Source organism: Serratia sp. CoH_122_TC_1 (assembly GCF_058191755.1).
Genome location: NZ_JBXWLA010000012.1, coordinates 148,543 through 174,468, shown reverse-complemented (window position 1 = coordinate 174,468; position 25,926 = coordinate 148,543). Strand labels below are relative to the sequence as shown.

At 55.8% G+C, this 25,926-nt stretch carries 20 protein-coding genes; 4 read left to right on the top strand and 16 right to left on the bottom strand.

The features are described from left to right. Positions 1-176 precede the first annotated feature (176 nt). Both guaA and guaB read right to left on the bottom strand, forming a co-directional pair. Positions 177-1,754: a glutamine-hydrolyzing GMP synthase gene (gene guaA, locus AC2FC2_RS16850; protein ID WP_209638318.1), complete on the bottom strand. Its 1,578-nt coding sequence runs from the start codon at positions 1,752-1,754 to the stop codon at positions 177-179. Between the two features lie 176 nt (positions 1,755-1,930). Next, positions 1,931-3,394 (bottom strand): IMP dehydrogenase, encoded by a 1,464-nt coding sequence (guaB, locus tag AC2FC2_RS16845; RefSeq protein WP_209638321.1) that lies wholly within the window; start codon positions 3,392-3,394, stop codon positions 1,931-1,933. A 170-nt stretch (positions 3,395-3,564) separates the two neighbouring features. Between guaB and xseA the strand changes: the two genes are divergently transcribed. Beyond that, positions 3,565-4,941, top strand: coding sequence for an exodeoxyribonuclease VII large subunit (gene xseA / locus AC2FC2_RS16840; protein WP_490659573.1), 1,377 nt, complete (start codon positions 3,565-3,567; stop codon positions 4,939-4,941). A gap of 538 nt (positions 4,942-5,479) precedes the next feature. Here the strand turns inward: xseA and AC2FC2_RS16835 are convergent. Both AC2FC2_RS16835 and AC2FC2_RS16830 read right to left on the bottom strand, forming a co-directional pair. Further along, positions 5,480-7,846, bottom strand: coding sequence for a glycoside hydrolase family 31 protein (locus AC2FC2_RS16835; RefSeq protein ID WP_490659572.1), 2,367 nt, complete (start codon positions 7,844-7,846; stop codon positions 5,480-5,482). Between the two features lie 11 nt (positions 7,847-7,857). Beyond that, entirely contained in the window at positions 7,858-9,165 is a 1,308-nt protein-coding gene (locus AC2FC2_RS16830) for an MFS transporter (protein WP_209638325.1), read from the bottom strand. A 365-nt stretch (positions 9,166-9,530) separates the two neighbouring features. Here AC2FC2_RS16830 and AC2FC2_RS16825 point away from each other — a divergent pair, with 365 nt between their 5' ends. From AC2FC2_RS16825 to AC2FC2_RS16815, 3 genes are all read left to right on the top strand, one after another. After that, positions 9,531-10,613, top strand: a complete 1,083-nt coding sequence (locus AC2FC2_RS16825; RefSeq protein WP_209638327.1) for a LacI family DNA-binding transcriptional regulator — start codon at positions 9,531-9,533, stop codon at positions 10,611-10,613. Positions 10,614-10,848: 235 nt separating this feature from the next. Beyond that, complete coding sequence (locus AC2FC2_RS16820; protein ID WP_490659571.1) at positions 10,849-11,877, top strand: M4 family metallopeptidase; 1,029 nt, start codon at positions 10,849-10,851, stop codon at positions 11,875-11,877. After that, positions 11,874-12,215, top strand: coding sequence for a protealysin inhibitor emfourin (locus tag AC2FC2_RS16815; protein ID WP_209638330.1), 342 nt, complete (start codon positions 11,874-11,876; stop codon positions 12,213-12,215). Before AC2FC2_RS16820 ends, AC2FC2_RS16815 begins: the two co-directional genes overlap by 4 nt. 4 nt (positions 12,216-12,219) lie before the next feature. Here AC2FC2_RS16815 and AC2FC2_RS16810 read toward each other — a convergent pair whose 3' ends face one another. The 12 genes from AC2FC2_RS16810 to pbpC form a co-directional block, all read right to left on the bottom strand. Beyond that, positions 12,220-12,441, bottom strand: coding sequence for a zinc ribbon domain-containing protein (locus tag AC2FC2_RS16810; protein WP_490659570.1), 222 nt, complete (start codon positions 12,439-12,441; stop codon positions 12,220-12,222). A 120-nt stretch (positions 12,442-12,561) separates the two neighbouring features. Next, positions 12,562-13,518, bottom strand: a complete 957-nt coding sequence (locus AC2FC2_RS16805) for an AEC family transporter (protein WP_490659569.1) — start codon at positions 13,516-13,518, stop codon at positions 12,562-12,564. 98 nt (positions 13,519-13,616) lie between these two features. Continuing rightward, complete coding sequence (gene der / locus AC2FC2_RS16800; RefSeq protein WP_209638336.1) at positions 13,617-15,101, bottom strand: ribosome biogenesis GTPase Der; 1,485 nt, start codon at positions 15,099-15,101, stop codon at positions 13,617-13,619. A 186-nt stretch (positions 15,102-15,287) separates the two neighbouring features. Then, positions 15,288-16,469 (bottom strand): outer membrane protein assembly factor BamB, encoded by a 1,182-nt coding sequence (gene bamB / locus AC2FC2_RS16795; protein ID WP_490659568.1) that lies wholly within the window; start codon positions 16,467-16,469, stop codon positions 15,288-15,290. A gap of 11 nt (positions 16,470-16,480) precedes the next feature. After that, complete coding sequence (locus AC2FC2_RS16790) at positions 16,481-17,101, bottom strand: YfgM family protein (RefSeq protein ID WP_037417556.1); 621 nt, start codon at positions 17,099-17,101, stop codon at positions 16,481-16,483. A gap of 13 nt (positions 17,102-17,114) precedes the next feature. Next, positions 17,115-18,389, bottom strand: coding sequence for a histidine--tRNA ligase (gene hisS, locus AC2FC2_RS16785; protein ID WP_209638340.1), 1,275 nt, complete (start codon positions 18,387-18,389; stop codon positions 17,115-17,117). 138 nt (positions 18,390-18,527) lie between these two features. Beyond that, positions 18,528-19,649 carry a flavodoxin-dependent (E)-4-hydroxy-3-methylbut-2-enyl-diphosphate synthase gene (gene ispG, locus AC2FC2_RS16780; RefSeq protein WP_209638342.1) on the bottom strand — a complete coding sequence of 374 codons (1,122 nt, stop codon included), beginning with the start codon at positions 19,647-19,649 and terminating at the stop codon, positions 18,528-18,530. Between the two features lie 47 nt (positions 19,650-19,696). Continuing rightward, positions 19,697-20,668, bottom strand: coding sequence for a cytoskeleton protein RodZ (rodZ, locus tag AC2FC2_RS16775; protein WP_209638344.1), 972 nt, complete (start codon positions 20,666-20,668; stop codon positions 19,697-19,699). Further along, the gene (pilW, locus tag AC2FC2_RS16770) at positions 20,658-21,407 is read right to left on the bottom strand and encodes a type IV pilus biogenesis/stability protein PilW (protein WP_209638346.1); all 750 of its coding nucleotides are present in this window, start codon (positions 21,405-21,407) and stop codon (positions 20,658-20,660) included. Before pilW ends, rodZ begins: the two co-directional genes overlap by 11 nt. Positions 21,408-21,494: 87 nt before the next feature. Beyond that, positions 21,495-22,691 carry a dual-specificity RNA methyltransferase RlmN gene (gene rlmN / locus AC2FC2_RS16765; protein ID WP_209638348.1) on the bottom strand — a complete coding sequence of 399 codons (1,197 nt, stop codon included), beginning with the start codon at positions 22,689-22,691 and terminating at the stop codon, positions 21,495-21,497. 297 nt (positions 22,692-22,988) lie between these two features. Then, on the bottom strand, positions 22,989-23,414 hold the full coding sequence (gene ndk / locus AC2FC2_RS16760) for a nucleoside-diphosphate kinase (RefSeq protein ID WP_202671266.1): 426 nt from the start codon (positions 23,412-23,414) through the stop codon (positions 22,989-22,991). Between the two features lie 182 nt (positions 23,415-23,596). Beyond that, positions 23,597-25,921: a peptidoglycan glycosyltransferase PbpC gene (pbpC, locus tag AC2FC2_RS16755; protein ID WP_490308274.1), complete on the bottom strand. Its 2,325-nt coding sequence runs from the start codon at positions 25,919-25,921 to the stop codon at positions 23,597-23,599. Positions 25,922-25,926: the final 5 nt, after the last annotated feature.

Sequence of the window (25,926 nt, the reverse complement as noted above, 5' to 3'; positions counted from 1 at the left end):
GTGTTGGACGGGTTTGCAGAAGAGTACAGCGAATGTTGATATACCGTCAAAGATACCGTCAAAAATTTGATGCTTAGGTCAATAGATATAAATCACTAAAAACAAAAACCCTTCGATTTCTCAAAGGGTTCTTGGTTTATTTCAATAGATATAAAATAGCATCTATCGCTTGTTCATCATTCCCACTCAATGGTCGCCGGTGGCTTACCGCTGATGTCGTAAACGACGCGGGAAATACCGTTCACTTCGTTGATGATGCGGTTGGAGACGCGGCCGAGGAAATCGTACGGCAGGTGCGCCCAATGCGCGGTCATAAAGTCGATGGTTTCTACTGCACGCAGTGAAACAACCCAGTCGTATTTACGGCCATCGCCCATCACGCCAACCGAACGTACCGGCAGGAACACGGTGAATGCCTGGCTGACTTTATTGTACAGGTCAGCTTTGTGCAGTTCTTCAATGAAGATAGCGTCAGCACGGCGCAGCAGGTCGCAGTACTCTTTCTTCACTTCGCCCAGCACGCGCACGCCCAGACCTGGGCCTGGGAACGGGTGACGGTACAGCATGTCGTACGGCAGGCCCAGTTCCAGACCAATCTTGCGCACTTCGTCTTTGAACAGCTCTTTGAGCGGCTCGACCAGGCCCAGCTTCATCTCTTTAGGCAGGCCACCCACGTTGTGGTGTGACTTGATCACGTGCGCTTTGCCGGTAGCAGACGCGGCAGATTCAATCACGTCAGGGTAGATGGTGCCCTGCGCCAGCCATTTCACGTCAGCTTGCTTGCAGGCTTCTTCGTCAAACAGCTCAACGAATACGCGACCAATGATCTTACGCTTGGCTTCTGGCTCATCAACGCCAGCCAGTGCACTCAGGAAGCGATCTTCTGCCGCCACGTGAACAATGTTCAGGCCGAAGTGGTCACCAAACATTTCCAGCACCTGGTCTGCTTCATTCAGACGCAGCAAGCCGTTGTCGACGAATACACAGGTCAGGCGCTTGCCAATGGCACGGTGCAACAACATCGCCGTCACGGAAGAGTCAACGCCGCCTGACAGGCCGAGGATCACGTGATCTTCACCCACCTGCTCGCGAATGCGTTCAACCGCATCTTCAATGATGGTTGCCGGGGTCCACAACGCTTCACACTGACAGATATCCAGAACGAAACGCTCCAGCATGCGCTGGCCCTGACGGGTATGAGTCACTTCCGGGTGGAACTGCACGCCGTAGAAGCGTTTTTCTTCGTTGGCCATAATGGCAAACGGGCAGGTATCGGTGCTGGCAACGGTCACGAAGTCAGACGGGATAGCGGTCACTTTGTCGCCGTGGCTCATCCACACGTCCAGCAGCGGTTTGCCTGCTGGGCTCAGCGCGTCTTCGATATCGCGAACCAGCGCGCTGTCGGTGGTGATTTCCACCTGCGCATAGCCGAACTCGCGCTCGTTGGAACCTTCTACCTGGCCACCCAACTGCATTGCCATGGTCTGCATGCCGTAGCATACGCCCAGCACAGGCACGCCTGCGGTGAACACGTATTCTGGTGCGCGTGGGCTGTTGGCTTCGGTGGTGCTTTCCGGGCCGCCGGACAGGATGATGCCGCTTGGATTGAATTCGCGGATTTGCTCTTCGCTAACGTCCCAGGCCCACAGCTCGCAGTAAACGCCGATTTCGCGCACGCGGCGTGCGACCAGTTGAGTGTATTGCGAACCAAAGTCCAGAATCAGGATGCGATGCTTATGGATATTTTTTGTCATGTGAGGCGAATTCCAGCAACAGAGAAAAAGGAAAATCTAAATCGTTAGGACGGTTTCAGTCGGCGAGGCCAAACGGTTGATTGTCGCCCGCAGCACCGCATGCGCAGTTGACATAAAGTCAATGAGCAATGCGAGCAGCGGACGGCAAACAAATACGCCGGCCGCAGCCCCTGAAATTAACCCATGCGGTAGTTCGGTGACTCTTTGGTGATGGTCACGTCATGCACGTGGCTTTCCTGAATGCCGGCACCGCTGATGCGCACAAATTCAGCCTTGGTGCGCAGATCGTCGATGGTGGCGCAGCCGGTCAGGCCCATACAAGAGCGCAGACCGCCCATTTGCTGGTGAACAATGGCTTTCAACATGCCTTTGTATGCCACGCGGCCTTCGATACCTTCCGGCACCAGTTTGTCCGCCGCGTTATCGGTCTGGAAGTAACGGTCAGAAGAGCCTTTGGACATCGCCCCCAGTGAACCCATCCCACGGTAGGATTTGAACGAACGGCCTTGATACAGCTCGATTTCGCCTGGAGATTCTTCGGTACCCGCCAGCATGGAGCCGACCATGACGCAAGAAGCACCCGCCGCGATGGCTTTGGCAATGTCACCGGAGAAACGGATACCGCCGTCGGCGATAACTGGGATGCCGGTGCCTTCCAGCGCTTCAACCGCGTCAGCGATAGCGGTGATCTGCGGAACGCCTACGCCGGTTACGATACGGGTGGTACAGATAGAGCCCGGGCCGATACCCACTTTAACTGCGCTAACACCGGCATCCGCCAACGCTTTAGCGCCGGAAGCGGTCGCGACGTTACCGCCAACGATCTGCAGATCAGGGTATTTTGCACGGGTTTCGCGAATGCGCTGCAATACGCCTTCGGAATGGCCATGGGAGGAGTCAATCAGCAGGACGTCAACACCGGCAGCAACCAGCGCATCAACCCGCTCTTCGTTACCGGCACCGGCGCCAACCGCGGCACCTACGCGCAGGCGGCCATGCTCGTCTTTACAGGCGTTTGGCTTACGTTCTGCTTTTTGGAAGTCTTTTACGGTGATCATGCCCAGCAGGTGGAACTGGTCATCCACGACCAACGCTTTCTCAACGCGCTTTTCGTGCATTTTCTGCAGTACAACTTCACGCGCTTCGCCTTCTTTCACCGTAACCAAGCGCTCTTTTGGCGTCATCACGGCGGTAACAGGCTGGTTCAGATCGGTCACGAAGCGAACGTCACGGCCGGTAATGATACCAACCAGTTCGTTTTCTTCGGTCACGACCGGGTAACCGGCAAAGCCGTTACGCGCGGTCAGCTCTTTCACTTCTTTCAGGGTGGTGGCAGGCGTTACGGACTGTGGATCGGTAACCACGCCGCTCTCATGTTTTTTCACGCGGCGGACTTCTTCAGCCTGACGCTCGATGGACATGTTCTTGTGAATGAAGCCCAGACCGCCTTCCTGTGCCAGCGCAATGGCCAGACCGGACTCGGTTACGGTATCCATGGCTGCGGACAGCATAGGGATGTTCAGGCGGATAGTTTTGGTCAATTGGGTGCCGAGCTCAGCGGTATTAGGCAGAACCGTAGAGTGAGCTGGAACCAGGAGAACGTCGTCGAACGTTAGTGCTTCTTTTGCGATACGTAGCATGGGCAATATCTCACCAGAGTGGGCTGTGAAAAAGATAAAATATTGCCGCGGCATTATACAGAGCGTAATCGGTTGCCTCCAGCACTTTCTCACAAAAACTCTTGATTACCTTTTTCAGCCATGTAGTATCGACCAATTAAGTGCTTGTTTTGAAATTTGATCTGGGTCACATGTCGCTACCTGTTTCGCCGTCTATTTTTACCGTAAGCCGCCTAAATCAGACGGTTCGACAGCTGCTGGAAATGGAAATGGGCCAGATTTGGCTCTCCGCCGAGATCTCCAACTTCTCCCAGCCGTCTTCCGGCCACTGGTATTTCACGCTGAAAGACGACCGCGCGCAGGTACGTTGTGCCATGTTCCGCAACAGCAACCGCCGCACCACTTTCCGTCCACAAAATGGCCAGCAGGTTCTGGTTCGTGCCAGCATCACGCTGTATGAACCGCGGGGCGACTATCAGCTTATTGCCGAAAGCATGCAGCCTGCCGGCGACGGCCTGTTGCAACAACAGTTCGAACAGTTGAAAGCACGCCTGAGCGCTGAAGGGTTATTCGATCAGCAGTTCAAACAGCCTCTGCCCAGCCCGGCCAAGCGCGTCGGGGTGATCACCTCCGCCAGCGGTGCGGCGCTGCACGATGTGCTGCAGGTACTGCAACGTCGAGATCCTTCACTGCCTATCGTTATTTACCCGACGTCAGTGCAGGGTGCAGAAGCGCCCTTGCAGATAGTGCGCGCCATCGAAATGGCCAACCGCCGCGACGAATGTGACGTGTTGATCGTCGGCCGTGGTGGCGGTTCGCTGGAAGATCTGTGGAGTTTCAACGACGAACGTGTGGCACGCGCGATTTTCGCCAGCCGTATTCCGATCGTCAGCGCCGTCGGCCATGAAACCGACGTCACCATTGCCGATTTTGTCGCTGACCTGCGTGCGCCAACCCCTTCTGCCGCCGCCGAACTGGTCAGCCGCAATCAGTTGGAGCTGCTGCGCCAATTGCAGGCCCAGCAGCAGCGTATGGAAATGGCGATGGATTACTATCTGGCGCAGCGCCAGCAGCAGTTCACCCGCATCAACCACCGTTTGCAGCAACAGCATCCGCACCTGCGTCTGGCGCGTCAGCAAACGTTGTTGTTCAAACTGCAACGCCGGTTAGAAGAGGGTATGCAGAACCAACTGCGTCTGTCCTCACGCCGCAGCGAACGCGCGCAACAGCGCCTGGCGCAAATGCAACCGCAGGCACGCATTCACCGCTACCAGCAGCGCGTACAACAGCAGGAGTACCGTTTGCAACAGGCCCTGGATCGCCAGCTCAACGCCTGGCGCCAGCGCTTTGGCGTGGCCTGCAGCCAGCTTGAGGCGGTCAGCCCGCTGGCCACGCTGGCGCGTGGCTACAGCGTAACGCAAACTCCGCGCGGCGAACTGCTAAAAACCACCCAGCAGGCGCAGGTGGGGGAATTGCTGAAAACCCGTCTGCAGGATGGCTGGGTGGAAAGTGAGGTGAAAACCGTCATCGTCGCCAAGAAGCCGCGCAAGAAGCGCGCAGTTAGTTAAGCCTGACTGGCATTTTTTTATCCCATCTCTGTGCGTCTCGTGCAGGAAGCAGTGCCGTAAATACACCGAATTTCTCTGCTGCCGCAATGAGCGGCAGCCGGTGATGCGTGCCAGTGTCAACATCCGAATTTGCAGCCACCGGGCACCTTATCCTCTTCGTTTGATATTGCGTGATGAAAGGCAGTGAAAATAGTGAGATGAGCAGGGTGTTGGCCGCCCTTGAAGACGCCGAACGCAGGCGCGGCGCATAGGCGAAACCGCCATGGACGGCGGTTTCAGGCGAGACAGGCAGGGACGCCTGTCGTAGCCGGCCGTGATGCGACGTGACGAAGGGAGGGAAGTTGGCGCAGCCAACCGTCTGACAGGGCAAAGGCGCGGGTTGCAAGGGCCGCGCCTACGGCCCTTGCTCGGTCGAGGCGCGTGAGCCTCAGGGTGCATATCACCTTTATCGACCGAAAACGTCACTAATACCTGTATACCTGCAGAAAAACGCTAACTGACCAGCATTACGCAAGAAGCGCGCAGCCCAATAACCGCCCTATTCCAACGTAAAACTGTCGCCCGGTACACCGTTGATCCACAGCTCGCGCGTTTCTCCGGCAGGCAAACTGAAGGTCAAAGTGCGCCATGCCGGTTTGAACCGCCCTTCGGTGGTGATGTTCAGCATGATGCGTTGATTGTCACTGAGCATCTCCCAGCGCAGCCACAGCGCGTCGCCCCGCTGCCAGCCATAACTTTCCCCGTCATCTTCAAATAACAGCCCTGAAGTGCTGCCACAGCCTTTTAGCGGATACAGTTTAAGCTCACGTCGATCGTCTGCCTCCACGTCAACATGCGCCAACCGGAATGACAGCGGCAATGCCGCGCCAGCACGGACCAGCAACGGCAAACGTTCCAGCGGGGCTTCCAACACCACCGTCTGGCCGCCAGTGAACCATTGGCCGCTGTAAAAGCAATACCAGCCATCGTCGTTATCCGGCAGATAAACCGGTCGCTGACGCTGCCCCTGCTCCACGACGCTAGCCACCAGCAGATCGCGGCCAATCATAAAGTCATCGGTTTCTTTCAGCGTCTGTTCATCATGCTCATGGTCCAGGAAGGTCGGGCGCAGCATCGGTTCGTCATCCGCGCTGGCCTGCCACAGCAGCGTGTAGAAATACGGCATCAATCGGTAACGCAGGTTGATCGCCTCGCGCACCGCCGGGGTGGCAGCCGGGTACATCCAGGGTTCGTTAACCGTGGCGTCGTCGTTCCAGGAGTGAATGGTGAAACGCGGATGCATCACGCCGTTTTGTACCCAACGCACCAAGAGTTCGGCGTCCGGCTTGTCGCCAGAGAAACCGCCAACGTCGTGCCCCAGGTTATACAGCCCGGACAGGCTCATCCCCAATCCCATGCGTATGTTATAACGCAAGGTCTGCCAACTGGTGCGGTTGTCGCCGCTCCAGGTCTGTACATAGCGCTGCATGCCTGCACAGCCGGAGCGTGAGATCAGGTAGGGGCGCAGCGTGGGGGCAAAGCGCTGCTGAGCCTCCATCGACGCGCGCATCATCAGCAACGGCATCACCGGCCGAATATGCTTGATGGCAATCGGTCGGCCGAAACCCTGGCAACGTGCTTCCCCGTCCCACACTTCGTATTCGTTATTGTCATTCCAGGTGGCATCGATCCCCATCTCCAGCAACTGCTGCGTCACGCCCTGCTGCCACCAGTGCACCGCCGCCGGGTTAGTGAAGTCGAGGTGTGACCCCTCATCATCCCAAAAACTGGAGCGCTCCGGCCGATCGTATTCAGAATCGCGAATAAACAACCCCTGCTCTGCCACCTGCTGATACTGCGGGTGATCCTGCAACAGGCACGGCTTGATGTTAGCTGCCAGTTTTAACCCGGCGTCGTGGAACGCCTGGCTCAGTAGCTTCGGCTGCGGCACCTTGTCGTAGTTCCAGTTGAACACGTAGCGCTTGTTGCCGATCGAGGTGTAGCCCGAAGACAGTTGGAACGAGTCGCAGGGAATATCGTGCTGCTTGCACAAGGCGATGAACTGCTGCAACTGCTGCTGGGCGTCCGGCGCATCGGTGTAGTGCATGGTGGAACCGCTGTAGCCCAGACTCCATTTCGGCCCGAAGTGGCTTTTCCCCGTCAGGCGCACAAATGCCTTGGTCACATCCAACACCCTTGGCCCGAGGAACAGGTAATAATCCAGATCCCCCGCTTCGGCCTGGTAACGACGATAAGCCAGATGGTAGTTGTCTATCTCGTTGCCCAGATCCAGCCAGCAGCTGCTCAGATTGTCGTAAAACAACCCAAAGCTGGCCTCTTCACCACGGGTGATGGTGAACGGAATATGCTTGTACAGCGGATCCGTACTGGCTGCGTTATACCCCATCGCGTCCAGGTTGCGCATTTCAAAACGGCGTCCACTGCGCTCCAGGTCTCCGGCCTTTTCACCCAAGCCATAGTAACGCTCGCGGGCATAGCGGCGCTGATAATGAGCCACGCCGTCACCCTGTGGATTAAGCAGGTAAGCGCTGGTGGGGCGATCGGCCGCCAATGGCCGCCATTCTCCGGCGGCGTTGCAATGTTCCCACTCCAGCCACAGCGGCTGATGTACGGTAACGCGTAACATTGGCGTTGCCACGACCAAACGATCGCCTTGCTGCTGCATCTGATAACCCGGCAAGCCGAAACCCGCCACGCTTAACCGATCGCGCCCTTCCCACGGCACATCATTTTCCGGCGCAATGCTCCAGGTACGATCCAGTGCCAGCTCCCCGTTGCGTTTGATCAACACGCGAAACAGGTTGTTTTCCAGCACGTACAGGCAAAATAAGTGGCGCTCGTCGACCAACAACTCAATGCGATCGGTGTACTGACCCGCCAACGTCCAATTCTTTAAGGTTTTCATAGGCATCCAACTTAGCTATTACGTGTTTTTTTGCCGCCGCGTTCGGCGATCAAAGCAATCAGGAACAGGGCGCCTATCAGGTCGAAGAAGCCCATGGCGATAAACAGCGGATTGAAGCCGACAGTATCGGAGACGGCACCAATCAGCAGTGTGAACAGGAAGCTGGCGATCCAGGCGCTGGAGCCGCGCATGCCGTTGACGGTCGCCATCTGGTTTTTATCGAACGACTCCACCACCAACGCACTGAGCATGCAGGAGATCACCTGATGGCCGAAACCGCCGATCGAGATCAGGGCGATCGCCACGTAGGGATCTTTAGTGATCGCGACAAACGCCAGCGAAACCATCATAAATGCGCCAGTGACCGAGCTGGCAACCACCGAGTTGACCCGGCTACAGCCGAACCATTTGCGGTACAGCGTCGTGAGATAACCACTGGCAACGCTGCCGATATCCGCCGCCAGAAATGGCAACCAGGCAAACATGGCGATGTGTTTTAAGTCCATGCCGCGTTCAGTGGCCAGGTAGAGCGGCACCCAAAAACTGAACACCGCCCAAGCGGGTTCGGCGAGAAAGGCTGGTATAGCGATGCCGTAAAACTTCTTGTTACGGCACAAAATGGCCAGAGACTTGAAGAAGGGTAATCTGGGTAACACGGGCTCGTTATCTTCGCGGATCAGATCCAGCTCCTGCTGGCTCAAATTGGGATGTTGTTGCGGTGAGTGGTAGAACAGCCACCACAGCACCACCCAGATCAGCGCCAACGCGCCAGAGAACAAAAAGGCCCCCTGCCAACCAAAAGAAACGTGAGCGATCACGATGATCGGCGGTGCCAACATGGCACCAATAGAAAAACCGACCCCCGCCCAACCGGCGGCAATTGGCCGTTCCTTTTTGGGGAACCAATCAGAAATCGCTTTGGCGTTAGCAGGTGTCGCCGCCGCCTCCGCGCCGCCCATAAAGAACCGCAAGATAGCCAACTGCACCCAGGTACCCGCCCCGGCATGCATCATGCAGACCACTGCCCAGATACTGGCGCAGATTAAAAAGCCCATTTTCAGGCCGATCACGTCGATCAACCAGCCACAAATGGGTTGAAACACCGTATAGGCCAATTGGAAAGACGCAACGACCCAGGAGTATTGCTCGGTGGTCATATTCAGACTGGTTTTCAACTCTGGTGCCAGAATACCCAGCGAGTTGCGGGTGATGTAGTTAACCGTTACACCCAGTAAAAATAGCGCCAGCATCCACCAGCGCAGAGATTTAAATTTGCGCCGACCGCTCGCCACGGCCGTCTGATTAATTTCCACACTCATCTGTCTGCTCTCCACAACGGCTGCCCGGTGAAACAGCGCGTTTTTTGGTAGGGTACGTTTTGGTATTGAAGGTATGGATCGGTGAAAACGGCGTTGCACTTCAGAAAGACGGGTGCACCATGATCACAACCACATGATTTATTTTCATTTTATTTATAATTCAGTCGGGTAATTGGACTGATAAATCTATAAAGTTGGCATACCAATTCAGACTATCTAGCAGAGAACGAGAGCGAAACGTAGTTTTTTGCAAAAATTTTCATGCATAGGCTGAAAGATCGCCATAATGGCGAGAGAAACCTGACAGTACGCTGAAAAAACACTGTGAAAATATTTTCACAGCTAAATTTGAAGGAGATCACAGAATGAACGGAAAGCTGAAAATACAGGAAATCGCCCATCAAACGGGGCTATCGATCAGCACCGTTTCACGCGTACTCGCGGGCAAATCCAACACCAGCGCCGAGGCCCGCCAGAAGGTGCTGGCCTGCGCGCAACAAAATGGCATCCTGCAAGGGATATCCAGCGGGCGACTGATGCTGAACAGCGTCATGGTCTTTGCCCCACAACGTGCTTTTGACGTTCGTACAGACATCTTTTACTACAAGGTGATCCAGGGGATCACCGCCGCATTGGCGGAACATGAGGTGCGTATCCGCTATTGCGGGCTCGAAGAATTGCACAGCGACGGCGCACTGTTTTTGGAAAAAATGAGCGATCCGCAGACACAAGCCGCGCTGATTATCGGCATCGATGATGAACACATTCATCAATTGGCCGCCGACCTGAACAAACCCTGCGTCTTGATTAACTGCACAGACCGCCAAATGCGGCTCGATAGCGTCTCACCCGACCATCAACTGATTGGGGAATTTTCTGCCAACTATCTGATCCAGCAGGGACACAGCCATATTCTTAACCTGCAATGCCTGCGCCGACACACCATGGAGCTGCGGCTGACAGGCATTAAGCACGCCTTCGCGCGGCATAATATCGCCTTTGATGATGGGCGCCATCTGGTGACAACTTCTGGTTTTGGCAGCGAAGAGGCTGAACAAGCGCTTACCACCTTTATCAACCGGGTCAGCGACCGTTCGCAGCTACCCACAGCCATTCTCGCCGGCGGCGATTACATGGCCGTTGGCGCAGTCAAGGCACTCAACACATTGCAGTTGAGCGTGCCAGGCGATATTTCGGTAATGAGCACCGATGGTTTTAATCTGGCAGAGATTCACGACGTTCCCCTCACCTCGGTACATGTACCACGCGACGAACTGGGCTATGAGGCCATTCAGCTACTCCAGCGCCGCATGCTGCGGGCCGATGCACCACCGTGCAACCTGCTGCTGCACGGCAAGCTGGCGGTACGCGCGTCGGTCAAACGCATCAGTGCCCATAAAACCAGCCCGGCGGTGAGCACTCACGATCACCGCCTTTACGATGTCTGAACTACACTTAGTGGCAGAATCTTTATAGATACCCTATAGCTTTCACGCGACAGCCCGGCGATCAGCTCGCTTATCTTCATATTTTAATGTTGGGGCGCTGTATGCTGCCCCCACACTCATCAGGGCGAATTTATTCGCCCCCAACAGTAACTGGGGCGACAAATCTGTCGGGAACAGATGTAAACGCAGTCGCTAGAAAGACAACCGGGAATTCTTTTGCCTAAGGAGAGCCAATATGCCAAGCCTGACAGCGCGATCGGTCATCCCCCCCTATATGTTGCGACGCATCATTGAACACGGCAGCCTGCCGCAGCGCGACTGCGCATTGCACACCCTGAACCATGTCCAGAGCCTGTTCGGTAACAAGCCGCTGCGCGCACCCGGTGCGAAAACCTCCCGCGCCGGCGTCGTCATCCGCGATATTTTTGATGCCGAAAACGGCACTCAACTGCCCGGCAAACAGGTGCGTAATGAGGGCCAGGCCAGTAATCATGACGTGGCGGTGGACGAAGCCTATGACTATCTGGGTGTCACCTACGATTTCTTCTGGCAAGCATTCAAGCGCAACTCGTTGGACAATAAGGGACTGCCGCTGACCGGTAGTGTGCATTACGGTAAGGAATACCAGAACGCCTTTTGGAACGGCCAGCAGATGGTCTTCGGCGACGGTGACGGGGAGATCTTTAACCGCTTTACCATCGCCATCGACGTGGTTGGCCACGAACTGGCGCACGGTGTGACTGAAAGCGAAGCCGGGTTGATTTACTTCCAGCAGGCCGGCGCGCTGAATGAGTCTCTGTCTGACGTGTTCGGCTCCCTGGTCAAACAGTTCCATCTGCAGCAAACTGCTGACAAAGCCGACTGGCTGATTGGCGAGGGGCTGTTGGCAAAAGGCATCAACGGTAAAGGCCTGCGTTCAATGTCGGCACCTGGCACCGCGTATGACGATCCACTGCTGGGGAAAGATCCGCAGCCGGCCAGCATGAAAGACTATATCCAGACCAAAGAAGATAACGGCGGCGTCCACCTTAATTCCGGCATTCCCAATCGTGCTTTTTATCTGGCGGCAACCGCCCTGGGGGGTTTTGCCTGGGAGAAAGCCGGTTATATCTGGTATGACACGCTTTGCGATAAGGCACTGCCGCAGGACGCTGACTTCGCCACCTTTGCGCGTACCACGGTGAAACAGGCTAAACAGCGCTTCGACAGCACGGTTGCGGACAAGGTACAGCAGGCTTGGCACCAGGTAGGAGTGGAAGAGTGAAACCTTTACCGGCGCTCAATCAGGACACCGTCATTGAGCTGGCGCGTGAAGGCGGCTTTGCCTTTATTCCCAAATTGGCAGGCCAGCGGCGCATTGCGCTGGCCGACATTACGCCGGAACAACGGCAGCGCCTAAACCAGTTGTTGAACCAGACGCTGCCCTACGCACAAGAAGAAGGCAAACCGGATTCGCCCGGCTGCGGTGACCAACGTTATTTTCGCGTGCAGATAAACTATTACAGCCAAACGCTGAGCAGCGAAATCGTGTTGTTGATTCCTGAAACCAACGCCCCACAGGCGCTGGTCGATCTGTGGAAGACCGGACAAGTGGATGAGTGAATACTTACAACGGCTGATAACTGAATAACACCCGCTTTTTGGATATCAGCCCGTGGCCGTTCTGGCACAGGTAGTCCACCGCACCGCAGGCCTTCAGCTCTTGCAACGGCTGCCTACAATCCGGGCAAGTGGCCAACTGCTGATAGTCGCTGTTACAGGCGGCGCAATGGTAGTGACCCTTCACCCACTCCATCGTTTGATCGCATTGCGGACAGTGCGCTTCCATAAAAACTCCCGAAGCCTAATCAATAGGCGTCATTGTCGCAGCCAATTTGAGTGCGGGCAGCCCGTCGCGAGCGCTACCGCAATCCCAGAGTGGCCATTAAAATAGCCTGGTGTGCAGGCGTTAGATCACGCCCCATGAGCGTAAGAAGTATATCCCCAGCGCGGTGGTGAAAAACGAACCCACCGTGGTGATGGCGATAATGTTTGCTGCCAGGGTCGCGTTGCCACCCATAGCGCGCGTCATCACATAACTGCCGGAGGCGGTTGGCGTGGCCGAGAAAAGGAAAATAATCCCTAACGCCGCGCCGTGAAAACCGCACAACCAACCGCCGAGGGTCATCAGCATGGGCACCACGAACAGCTTGGCCGATGAAGACAGCGCCGCCACATTGGAAGAACGGAACATGGCGCGTAGATCAAGACTGGCACCGGTACACAGCAACGCCAGCGGCAGCGACAGTGCAGAGATATAACTGCCGGTCTGCTTGATCACTGGCGGAATACCCAAGCCCGTCTGCGCATACACCAGACCGCACACCAAACCGATGATTAACGGGTTAGTCACTATGCTGCGCAACAGCGATAAGCGGCTGATGCGCTTGCCCTGCCCGCCTTGTAAGCTGCGCGTCAGCGTAATCACAGACAGTACGTTGAACAGGATCACCGTCACCGTCAGGTATAGCGAGCCCAGCGCGATCCCTTCGCTGCCATAGGCCGTCATGGCGTATGCCAATCCAACAATGGCAGTATTGGCGCGGAAGCCACCTTGCACGAACACACCCCGTTCGCGCGGCTCCTTAACCAACCACACCGCCGCCATCTCCAGTAACAAGAAAGTGGCCAAGGTCCCAACCGCGCCAAAGATCACCAGCGGCAGGTTGCCCAACAATTGCGGGTGGTTGGTGGCGATACTAAAGAACAGCAGGCAGGGCAACGCCAAATTGAACACCAACCTGGTAGCACCGTCGATAAAGCGATCGTCCATCAAACGCCAATGGCGTAACAGTATGCCCAACAACATCATTAAGAGATTCGGTACGGTGACGTTGAATGCAAAACTCCAGGTTTCCCAGGACATGGCGTTCCTTCAGCTGATGGCGATAATCTACGGATAATAAAACGATTTCAGACCAATAAAAAAGGGGCGCGGTATCACTACCGCGCCCCTCATACTGATTATTTGCTTTTCTTCAGGTGGCTCATCAAGCGTTTACGCTTGCGCATCTGGTTCGGCGTCAGCAGGTTACGCTTGCCGGCAAACGGGTTCTCACCCTCTTTGAACTGGATGCGGATTGGCGTACCCATCACCTTCAAAGAACGACGGAAGTAGTTCATCAGGTAACGTTTGTACGAATCGGACAGATCCGTCACCTGGTTGCCGTGGATCACGACAATCGGTGGGTTATAACCACCGGCGTGCGCATATTTCAGCTTCACGCGGCGGCCACGCACCAGCGGTGGCTGGTGATCGTCGGCAGCCATCTGCATGATTTTGGTCAGCATTGAGGTGTTCACGCGACGGGTCGCACACTCGTAGGCTTCCAGTATCGATACGAACAGGTTGCCAACACCGCTACCGTGCAGCGCAGAAATGAAGTGAATACGGGCGAAATCAACAAAGCCCAGGCGTAGATCAAGCATCTCTTTCACGTGATCACGATCTTCCTCGCTCATGCCGTCCCACTTGTTGACCGCAATCACCAGTGAGCGCCCACTATTGAGGATAAAGCCAAGCAGCGAGAGATCCTGATCGGAGATGCCTTCGCGTGCATCCACCACCAGCAATACCACGTTAGCGTCTTCGATCGCTTGCAGGGTTTTGATGACTGAGAATTTCTCTACGGTTTCCGTTACCTTGCCGCGTTTGCGCACCCCGGCGGTGTCGATCAACACGTATTCGCGTTCGTCGCGTACCATCGGGATATAAATGCTGTCACGAGTGGTGCCCGGCATGTCGTACACCACAACACGTTCCTCGCCGAGGATACGGTTAGTCAGTGTGGACTTACCCACGTTAGGGCGGCCAACGATAGCCAGTTTGATCGGCAAATCTTGCGGGTTGAAGTCGTCTTCCGGCTCTTCTTCGTCTGCTGGTATTTCACCTTCTTGCTCAGCCCAATAAGCGGCGTTAGCCTCTTCTTCAGTCAGCTCAACTTCTTCCGGCTTTTCACCAACAAACGGCACCAGCACGTGTTCGATCAACTGCGCGACACCACGGCCGTGGGAAGCGGCGATCGCATGCACATCACCCAGGCCCAGCGAGTAGAAATCGGCGGTGGCCATGTCAGGATCCATACCGTCGGTTTTGTTCGCGACCAGGAAGGTGGCCTTCTGGCGGTTACGTAAGTGCTGGGCAATGCCGAGATCGGCAGGCATCAGACCGGCGCGGGCATCGACCATGAACAGCACGATGTCTGCTTCTTCGATCGCCAACAGCGACTGACCGGCCATGCGTGTTTCAACGCCGTCTTCGGTACCGTCAATACCGCCGGTATCGACGATGATAAATTCATTACCCTCAACTTCTGCACGACCATACTTGCGGTCTCGCGTTAGCCCGGGGAAATCCGCCACCAGCGCATCGCGCGTATGTGTTAAACGGTTAAACAAGGTGGATTTACCCACATTCGGGCGCCCAACTAGCGCGACGACAGGTATCATTGTGAAGCCTCATTACTTAATAATCAATGCGTTACTGCACTATGGATAGACACCAAGAGTGCAGCTTATAAAATACGAAACGGCCCCTGAACCCTCAGGAGCCGTTTTCCCCTTTATCTTTCGTGTCGCAGCGGCGTTGACTGCACCCCGAAATTTTGGGTACTGAAAAGGTTGCGACGATCGGCGTTATCGGGTGAAAGCGTAAACTTTTCCGCCCTTCGCCTGGATGACCAGCTTATCGCCAGCGACCATCGGTGCAGACAGGAAGCCGGAGCTGTCCACTTCCTGCTGAGCAACAAAACGGCCGTCCGTGGTGTTGATCCAGTGCAAGTAACCTTCAGAGTCACCCGTCACCAGGAAACCATTATACATGACTGGCGGGGTCAGGTTGCGGTGCAGCAAATCGCTCTGCGTCCACACGGTCACGCCGCCTTCGGTGCTCAACGCCACTACGCGGTCGTTTTGATCCACCAGGTAGATGCGACCGGCATCAACGATGAAATCGTTCACGGAGCCCAGTTCACGCTTCCACATGATCTGACCGGAACGCAGATCCAACGCCGTCAGGTTACCATTGTAACCTAATGCGTAGACAACGCCTTCAACAATCACCGGCGTCGTGTCGACATCGTTCAAACGATCGATTTCAGTCGCGCCGCTCGGTTGAGAAATACGTTGCTGCCAGATCAACTGGCCCTGCTGCATCAGCACTGCGCTGACGCGGCCGTTATCACCGCCAACAATGGCTGCGCCAAAGGCAACGGCCGGTGCAGACTCACCACGCAGTGACAGCGAAGGCATATCCAGATTAACTGTCCACTTCACCGCACCGTCAGATTCGTTCAGCGCCTGCAGCAAACCGTTCGAGGTGTGGATCAGTACCATACCGTCACTGATCACCGGACGCGAAATCGCTTCACCGGCAACCTTGGTCTGCCACGCCACTTTACCGTCTGCGGTATTGAGTGCGTAAACGACGGCTTTCTCACTGCCAACATAGACTTTGTCGCCGGCTACCGCCATGCCACCTGACAGCAGCGCCGGCAGGTTGCTGGACAAGAAACCGGTTTTCTCAGAGAGATCGACCTTCCACTTTTCATTACCACTGTCCGCGTCCAGCGCTTTCACGATGCCATGGCGATCGGCGGCATAAATAGTGTTGTCCTGGAAAGCGGGACGCAGGTGAGAATAAAACTCACCAATACCATCACCCACCGAGGTGCTCCACGCTTTGCTTGGCGTGAACTGATTTTCAACTTTCGGCAGCGGCGACATGGTAACCACGTCTTCTTCACTGTTAAACAGTGAGCAACCACTCAGCAAGGCAACGGAAACCAGTCCGACCAAGAGTGTTTTACGCAATTGCATGGGAATTCCCCTTAGCTGGACAAGTTATTCAATTTCATGCGCAGCAGAACCTGCAGCGCCTGAGAAGCGTTAGACTCAATGCCTTTACTGTAAGCCTCGCGTGCACCTTTGGTGTCACCTTTAGCCAACAGCACGTCGCCGCGCGTATCTTGCGCCATCGCCGCCCAGCCTTCGCCTTTCACGCCATCCAGCGTTTTCAGCGCGTCATCCAGCTTTTTCTCCTGCATCTGAACACGAGCCAGACGCAGATTGATTATCGCAAGCAGGTTTTCGTCTTTGGTCTGACCTTGAGCCAGCACCAGTTGTTGATCCGCTTTGGCAAAGTCATTCTGCTCAACAAAATGCTTCGCCAGCTCCAGCGAGGCCAGCACGCCGTAGCTGTTGCTGTTGGCCTGAGCAAACTTCTGCGCAGCGGCCACGTCGTCCGGCTTACCGTCAGCCAGACGATCGCTGGCTTCCTGATAGGATTGGGACGCAACCATCATGTTGGCATTTTCGTGGCTCTGCCAGTAACGCCAGCCGACCAGGGCACCAATTCCGAGCACCACGCCCACTGCCAGCGCTTTGCCATTTTCGGCAAAGAACCGACGCACGGCGTCGACTTGTTCGTTTTCAGTGGTATAGACTTCCACGGTGTCCTTCTCCTTAACCTAACATCAAAGCCAGGCGCGCAGCGACTTCGCTTTGCGCCAGCGTTTCTTGTTCACCACTGCGCAGGTCTTTGACGACAACCTGCTGGGCCGCGACTTCGTTCTCGCCCAGGATCAGAGCAATACGCGCGCCCCACTTGTCTGCACGGGTGATCTGCTTCTTAAAGTTGCCGCCACCGTAGTTGGTCATCAGTTTTAGCTGTGGCGCCTCATCACGCACACGTTCAGCCAACTGCATCGCCGCACTTTGGGTACCGGCACCGGAGGAGATCACGTACACGTCAATGGTCGCCGCGGCTTTAAACTCTGGGTTAACTGCCTGAACCAGCAGCACCAAACGCTCCAGGCCCATCGCGAAACCGACAGCCGGCGTTGCACGCCCGCCCAGTTGTTCGACCAGCCCGTCATAACGACCACCGGCACACACCGTACCCTGAGCCCCCAAACTGTTGGTCACCCATTCAAATACGGTACGGTTGTAATAGTCCAGACCACGCACCAGGCGTTCATTGATGGTATATGGGATACCCGCCTGAGCTAAAAGTTCACACAGGCCGTCGAAGTGAGCCTTGGATTCTTCATCCAGGTACTCTGAAAGACGTGGCGCGTCGTTCAACAGCGCCTGCACTTCCGGGTTTTTCGAGTCCAGAACGCGCAGCGGGTTGCTGTACATGCGGCGTTTGCAATCGTCGTCCAGCTTCTCTTGATGCTGTTCCAGGAACGCCACTAAAGCATCACGGTAGTTCGCACGCGCTTCCAGCGAACCAATAGAGTTCAGCTCCAGCTTGACGTGCTCGGAGATACCCAGGGCTTTCCACCAGCGGGCGCTGAGCAAAATCAGCTCGGCGTCGATATCCGGGCCTTGCAGGCCAAACACTTCTGCACCCAATTGATGGAACTGGCGATAACGGCCTTTTTGCGGGCGCTCGTAGCGGAACATCGGACCGACGTACCACAGACGCTGCTCCTGATTGTACAGCAGACCATGTTCAATGCCGGCGCGTACGCAGCCAGCAGTCCCTTCTGGACGCAGCGTCAGGCTTTCGCCGTTGCGATCGTCGAAGGTATACATCTCTTTTTCTACGACGTCGGTCACTTCGCCGATCGCGCGTTTGAATAACGGGGTCTGCTCTACAATCGGCAAGCGGATTTCGCTGTAACCGTAGCCGCTAAGCACCTGTTTCAGGATGCCTTCAATACGCTGCCATAATGCCGTTTCTTCCGGCAGGTAGTCGTTCATGCCGCGAATGGCTTGAATGTTCTTTGCCACGTGAGTTCTCTGTCCGTTGTCTATAAAAATGAACCCGATTATAGGGACTTTGCCGCCCTGTATTCAACGCGAATACAGCGTTCTGCTCCCGGGTTCATAAACAAGCGGGCTAAAAAGCCCGCCGTATCGATATAATGCTTATTTTTCCAGCAAGTTGACCGCGATGCGATTGCTTTCATCCATCATCGACGCCTTGGCGCGGATTTTGGCTTCCAGTTGGTCAATCATCTGTTCGTTGTCAAAGCGTTCTCTCTGACGCACACCGTCTTCGTAGAAGCCGCTCTTTTTATGGCCACCGGTCACACCCAGCGTGGAAACCAACGCTTCGCCCGGGCCATTGACCACACAACCGATAATTGAAATGTCCATCGGGGTGATGATGTCTTCCAGACGCTGTTCCAGCGCGTTCACCGTGCCGATAACGTCAAACTCCTGGCGTGAACAGGTTGGGCACGCGATGAAGTTAATGCCGCGAGCGCGAATACGCAGAGATTTCAGAATGTCGAAACCGACCTTCACTTCTTCTACGGGATCGGCGGCTAATGAAATACGCAGGGTATCGCCAATGCCTTCTGACAGCAGCAGCCCCAAACCGATTGCCGACTTCACTGAGCCACTGCGAGCACCGCCCGCTTCGGTGATGCCCAGATGCAGCGGTTGATCGATGCGTGCGGCCAACAGGCGGTAGGATTGCACGGCCAGGAACACATCGGATGCCTTGACGCTAACTTTAAACTGGTCAAAGTTGAGACGATCGAGGATATCCACGTGACGCATGGCAGATTCGAGCAGCGCTTCCGGCGTAGGTTCGCCGTACTTTTCCTGGATGTCTTTTTCCAGCGAGCCACCATTTACCCCGATACGGATCGGGATATTTTTATCGCGTGCGCAGTCCACGACTGAACGGATACGCGACTCGTTACCGATATTGCCTGGGTTGATGCGCAGGCAGTCAACGCCGTATTCAGCAACTTGCAGCGCAATGCGGTAATCGAAGTGGATATCAGCGACCAGCGGCACGTTAACCTGCTGCTTGATCAGCTTGAACGCCTCAGCGGCATCCATGGTGGGAACTGAAACGCGGACAATATCAACGCCCACACGCTCCAGCGCTTTGATCTGATTAACCGTTGCTTCAACATCGGTGGTACGGGTGTTAGTCATCGATTGCACGGCAATCGGCGCACCATCACCAATAGGCACATTGCCGACGTAAATTCGCGTTGATTTTCGACGGTTGATGGGCGCTTGGTTATGCATTACTTACTCTCCATTGTTGCCCTGACTCAACGACAATGGCCGCGCAATTACTGCGCGGCAACGGTCAGACGAGCAACACGGTTTGACTTAACAAACCGGCTTAAATCAACCGGCTTACCTTGATATTGAATCTGTACTGCGGCCGGTGCGCCGATGGTCAATTTGTACGGCGCGGTGCCTGCCAGGCTCAGCTTGCCGCCATTCTTCTGGCTGCCGCTGTACAGCGTTTTACCGCTAGCATCGGTCACCTGCAGCCAACAATCGGCGGTAAAGTTCATCACCAATGCGTTAGGATCAACAGCCGCTGCAGCCACGCCCGCGTCTGCGGTCGGCAACGGTGAGGCTGGCGTTGCAGGCGTTGTCTCAGGCAGCGTCGTCTGGCTTGGTGAAACGACAGCAGGCTGCTGCGCAGTTGCACCGCCGGTAACGGCCGGAGTCTGTGACGGTTGTGAAACAACGCCGGTATCAACCGGCGTAGAACCATTGTCAGCCAAAGGTGCACTGTTGTCCGCATTGCTGTCGGTCAACGGCACTGATTGGCCTTCACTGTTTTGTGAAAGCTGGGCAGAGGATTGATCAGCCATCGTGACGATCTCTTCCTGCTGGGCCTTGTGGTTTTGCCACCACCAGGCGCCGGTCAGGCCAACCACCACGAACACGATCAACCACGTGAAGCTCATCAACCAACCGTCGCGTTTCTTGCGACGCTTGCCCAATGAGAAGCTCTGCATTGGCGCAACCTTTGCCACCTTCAACGGAGCCTGCTTGGCCAGCATCGGCAGCAGTTCATCCTCTGGCAAACGCACCAGCTTGGCGTAAGAACGGATATAACCGCGCACAAACGTAGAAGCCAAATCTGCGGAAAGATTGTCTTCTTCGATGTCGCGCACGGTAGACATTTTGAGGCACAGGCGTTCTGCAACGGCCTGTTGACTCAACCCGAGTTGTTCACGGGCCTGACGCAGACGTTCGCCTGTCGTCATTGATACGGTTTTATCTTGGGAGGCTTCAGTATTCATTAGCTAAGAACTGCTGGTACTGTTTGGATTGTGGAAAACTTCGCGATAACTGCTTGCCATAGCGTTGCACGCTATCTTGGCGCCCGGCTAACGCGGCGAAACGAATCTGTAACCATAAGCTGTCGGCGCTAGCCGGCAAAACATGTTGATAACTATCCAATAAAAGTTGCGACTGCGCGCGCTTCCCTTCTCCAAATTGCTTTTCTGCCTCCACCAACAGTGGAGTGCCTTTGTCCGGATCGACCTTCAGCGCACGCGTCAACAAGATGCGTGCTTCGTCGTTCTGTCCGGCCTTGAGAAAACAGTAACCTGCGTTTTCCAGGCTGTCGGCAACCTGACCGTAATCCGGTGCTACTGCCGCAGCGCTAAACTGCTGTTGTGCCGGTACATACTGCCCTAAACTGCAAAGAAACGCACCGTAATTATTCAGCACAGTGCCATTGCCCGGCGCAAGTTTGAGCGCCTGCTGATAGCGTTGTTCAGCTGCGACATTCTCGCCAATCTGCTGCTCGTAGAGCGCCATCCCCAATTGGGTCCGGTAATCCTGTGGGGCAGCGTCCGCCGCTTTCTCCAGATTCTGTCGCGCGGCATTTAAATCGCCCTGCTTCAGATATTCCAAACCCAGTTGCAAACGCGTTTGGCCCGCTTCCGGCTGCGCGTTTTTTTCTTCCGGTGCTGAACCGGAACAGCCAGCCAGTAAACCAGCCGCCAGCAACGTACCCCACAGAGTCAGCTTCATGCCTGCATTCATTTCCTTGTCTAATGTTACCTTGGCGTCCATTCGCATAACAGACTGTAAGATAACAAAAAAATCATGCTATAGGATTCAGACCGCACGCACGTTGATAGGTTCCCCGGCCATTTTCTTTTTCAGGGTACGCTTGGTGCGGTCGATCACTTCACCCGCCAATTGCCCGCAGGCGGCATCAATATCATCACCACGGGTTTTACGAACAATAGTCGTAAAGCCGTATTCCATCAACACTTTGGAAAAACGATCCACGCGGCTGTTGGAGCTGCGGCCATAAGGTGCGCCAGGGAACGGGTTCCATGGGATCAGGTTGATCTTGCACGGCGTATCTTTGAGGACTTCCGCCAGTTGGTGAGCGTCGTCAGTGCTGTCGTTGATATGATCCAACATGACATACTCGACCGTCACTCGCCCCTGATTTGCATTGGATTTTTCCAAATAACGGCGGACCGCAGCCAGGAAGGTTTCGATATTGTATTTGCGGTTGATCGGCACGATATCATCGCGGATCTTGTCGTTCGGCGCATGCAGGGAGATCGCCAAAGCAACGTCGATCATATCACCCAATTTATCCAACGCAGGCACCACACCCGAAGTAGACAGGGTCACGCGGCGCTTGGACAGGCCAAAACCGAAGTCGTCCAGCATGATTTCCATCGCCGGAACCACGTTGTTCAGGTTGAGCAATGGCTCGCCCATGCCCATCATCACCACGTTGGTGATCGGGCGTTCGCCGGTGACTTTCAGTGCACCGATGATTTTCGCCGCACGCCACACCTGGCCAATGATTTCGGACACACGCAGGTTACGGTTGAAGCCCTGCTGCGCAGTCGAACAGAATTTGCATTCCAGTGCACAACCCACCTGGGAAGACACACACAGGGTCGCACGGTCGCCGTCCGGGATATACACGGTTTCGACCTGCTGGTCGCCAACTTTGATCGCCCATTTAATGGTGCCATCGGCTGAACGTTGTTCTTCCGCCACTTCAGGTGCGCGGATCTCGGCAACGCTTTGCAATTTATTGCGCAGGACCTTGTTAATGTCGGTCATCTGCTCAAAATCATCGCAGCAATAGTGGTACATCCACTTCATTACCTGATCGGCACGGAAGGGTTTCTCGCCCATTTTGGCGAAGAATTCACGTAATTGCTGACGGTTCAAATCCAGCAGGTTAATTTTGGCCACAGCCGGTGTTTCCGCGTTAACGGATTGAGTAGTCAGCGAATTATTTTCAGACACGATGTGCTCGGACGTGATGGGTTCTAACATAATTGATCTCTGGCCTCGTTGTTACACTTTATGGCGCGAAAGAGTTGAAAGTAAGTGCGTCGTTCAACCCGCATAGATTGCGGAGACGGCGCTAAAAGCGCGCCCCTGACAAGACGACTCATCAGGGGCGCGGCATTGTACAAATTTTAGTAGCAGCTTTCCACGTCTGAAAGGCATTCAAGGCATTTTTATTGTTTCAGCCGGTGAATGCCTTGTTGAGTGGAGACGCTGCAGGCTGCGCCCGTGCCAATCGGGGCGAATATCTTCGCTCCCGCGGCCTGAAGGGCGGCGGCTATATTAACGTGCGCAGATTTCGCTTTCGTTGAAGAAGTAAGCGATTTCACGCTGAGCAGATTCTACTGCGTCAGAACCGTGCACGGCGTTAGCCGTGAAGCTGTCCGCGTAGTCAGCACGCAGGGTGCCAGCCAGTGCGTTGTCTGGGTTGGTTGCGCCCATGATGTCACGGTTGCGCTGTACTGCGTTTTCCGCTTCCAGAACCTGAACCACGATCGGGCCAGAAGTCATGAACTCAACCAGACCATCGAAGAATGGGCGACCTTTGTGCTCAGCGTAGAAGCCTTCTGCTTGCTCGCGAGTCAGACGCAGCATTTTGGATGCGATGATTTTGAAACCTGCGCGCTCAAAACGCGCATAGATTGCGCCGATGTCGTTGTTAGCTACAGCGTTTGGTTTAATGATGGAAAAGGTACGTTCTACAGTCATGATGGCCTCTATAATAACTTCCAAAATAGACCGGTCTGCAAACAGGGTGCCGGCCTTCTCAAGTGGCGCAGATTATATGTGTGCTGTTAACGCTTGCCTACGGGAAAATCAACATTTCATTAAAAAATTATTATCTTCATTCTTCACTTTGCGGCCCAACGCCCAGGTTGCCAAAACCCCGCCTAATCGAGCGTAAATTCACGCAGCGCGACCTGGCCGCTTTCATCCAACACGCTGAGCTGATAGCGGCCCGGTTGTGTCAGTGTCTGCAACAACGACTCCCCTTCCCCGGCTAACTGGCCGTTCAGGAACCACCAACGCTGCCCACTGCCCCCCTGAGCGCTGACCCGCAAATCCAGCGCGTGCTTACCGGGCAAGCGACGCAGCAATGCGCCGTCGCGCACACCCAGCATCAGTAACGGTGGCGCTTCCTGCTGCTGCAACGGCGGGCACTGTGGATCAACCGCCGGTAAACGCTGAGCACGGCGTTCAGCCAAAGGCAGCCAGGGTTCCAATGGCGTGGGCCACAGCGCCAACCGCCGCGGCGTTGCCCCTGGACAATCTGCGGCAACCCGTTGTCCACGCGGGTTTAACCATACCAGCGGTTGGCTGCCCAGAATGCTTTCCTGGCCCGGTGCGGGCAACGTAGGGGGAATAGTTCCGTCAAGGATCCAACTCAGGCGACGCTGGCGACAGTTACTGTCACCCGCGGGGAGCGGTTGACCGCCCGGCCAGCAAATCACCGCACGACTGACGCTGGCAGGGCGTGGATCCACCGGGATCCCTTCGCCACGCTGCCGTAAGGAGGTCAGCAGCAGGTTATTGACCTGATTCAGCAGTGGCACCGCCGTGGCAAAGCCGAACTGCCCGGCGACGGGTGTCCCATCAGGCCGCCCCACCCAAATCCCCAGGGTATAGCGCGCATTGACACCGATGGCCCAGGCATCGCGATACCCGTAACTGGTGCCGGTTTTCCATGCCAGGGGGACAGTGGCGGGCAATGCATCATCCGGCAACGGGCGAGCCTCTCCCGCCAGGATTCGCCGCACAATCCAGGCGGCCCCCGGTGACATCAATTGACGATCAGACAACCCTTGCTGAGGCGTAAAACGCAGCGGTGCCACCCTGCCTTGCCGAGCCAGAGAACTGAACCCGGCGACCAACTGATCCAACCGTGCACCGGCCCCGCCCAAAATCAATGCCAGACTCGGGTCGGCGTGCGCAGGCAGGCGCAGTTCAACGCCTACATTACGCAGGTTGGCAGCAAAGCGTTTCGGCCCATAGGCCTCCAGCAGTTGTACCGCAGGCAGATTAAGCGAACGCGACAGTGCGTCACTGGCGCTGACCGGGCCGTGGAAACCGGTATCAAAATTGCCGGGCCGATAGTCGCCAAAACGGCGTGGCACGTCCTGCAACAACGACTCGGCGTGGATCAGGCCGTCATCCATCGCCAACCCATACAAAAACGGTTTGAGCGTTGATCCCGGCGAACGCCAGGCTGAAACCATATCGACATGACCAAAACGGCTGTTATCGTTCAAGTCTAACGAGCCCAGATAGGCACGCACTTTCATATTGGCGTGATCAACCACCAGCACGCCCACAGAGGTTTTCTCAGGCAATTGGCTCTTCCAGCCGCGCGCCAACTCCTCCAGCCGCCGCTGTAACGTGGCATCCAGCGTGGTGGTGACAACCTGATTGTGGTTGCCCTGTGTCATGCGCCTCGCCAGTAACGGAGCCAATTGCGGCACCTGACGCGGGGCAAGCCACAATGCTTCCTGACGAATTTCAGCCACTTGCTGAGCCGGCCAAACCTGGTAATACGCCAGCCGTTCCAACACTTTGTCACGCGCAGCCTGTGCCCGCTCCGGGTAGCGGTCCGGCCGTAAACGGCTGGGTGCCTGGGGCAGTACCGCCAGCAATGCCGCTTCACCGCGTGTCAGTTCCGAGGGGGGCTTGCCCAGATAAGTCCAACTCGCGGCACCGATGCCCTGCAACGTGCCGCCATAAGGTGCGCGGTTCAGGTAGATTTCGAGGATCTGATCCTTCGACAAATGCCATTCAAGCTGCGCTGTGCGCCACACCTGCCGCATTTTACCGCCCAGCGTACGTGAATGGGGATCAATCAGACGCGCAACCTGCATCGACAAGGTGCTGCCGCCAGAGACAATTTGTCCATTGCGCAAATCCTGCCAGGCCGCACGGGCCAGCGACAAGGGGTTAATACCTGGGTGCTGATAGAACCAACGATCCTCATAGGTCAACAGCGCCTGCAGATAATAGGGCGATACCTGTTGCAGGCTGACCGGATAACGCCATACGCCGTCACTGTCTGCATAACGCCACAATGGCGTGCCGTCTTCCGCGACGACGACGCGCGCCATCTCGGCATCTTTTAAGGGGAGCGGCCACAGCCGGTCCGCCAGCCACAGCAAAGCGGGCAGCAGGAAAATCGCCAGCAACCCGATTGCGCTACGGCGACGTAGAGGGGTGAAAAATCGTTTCATCGATA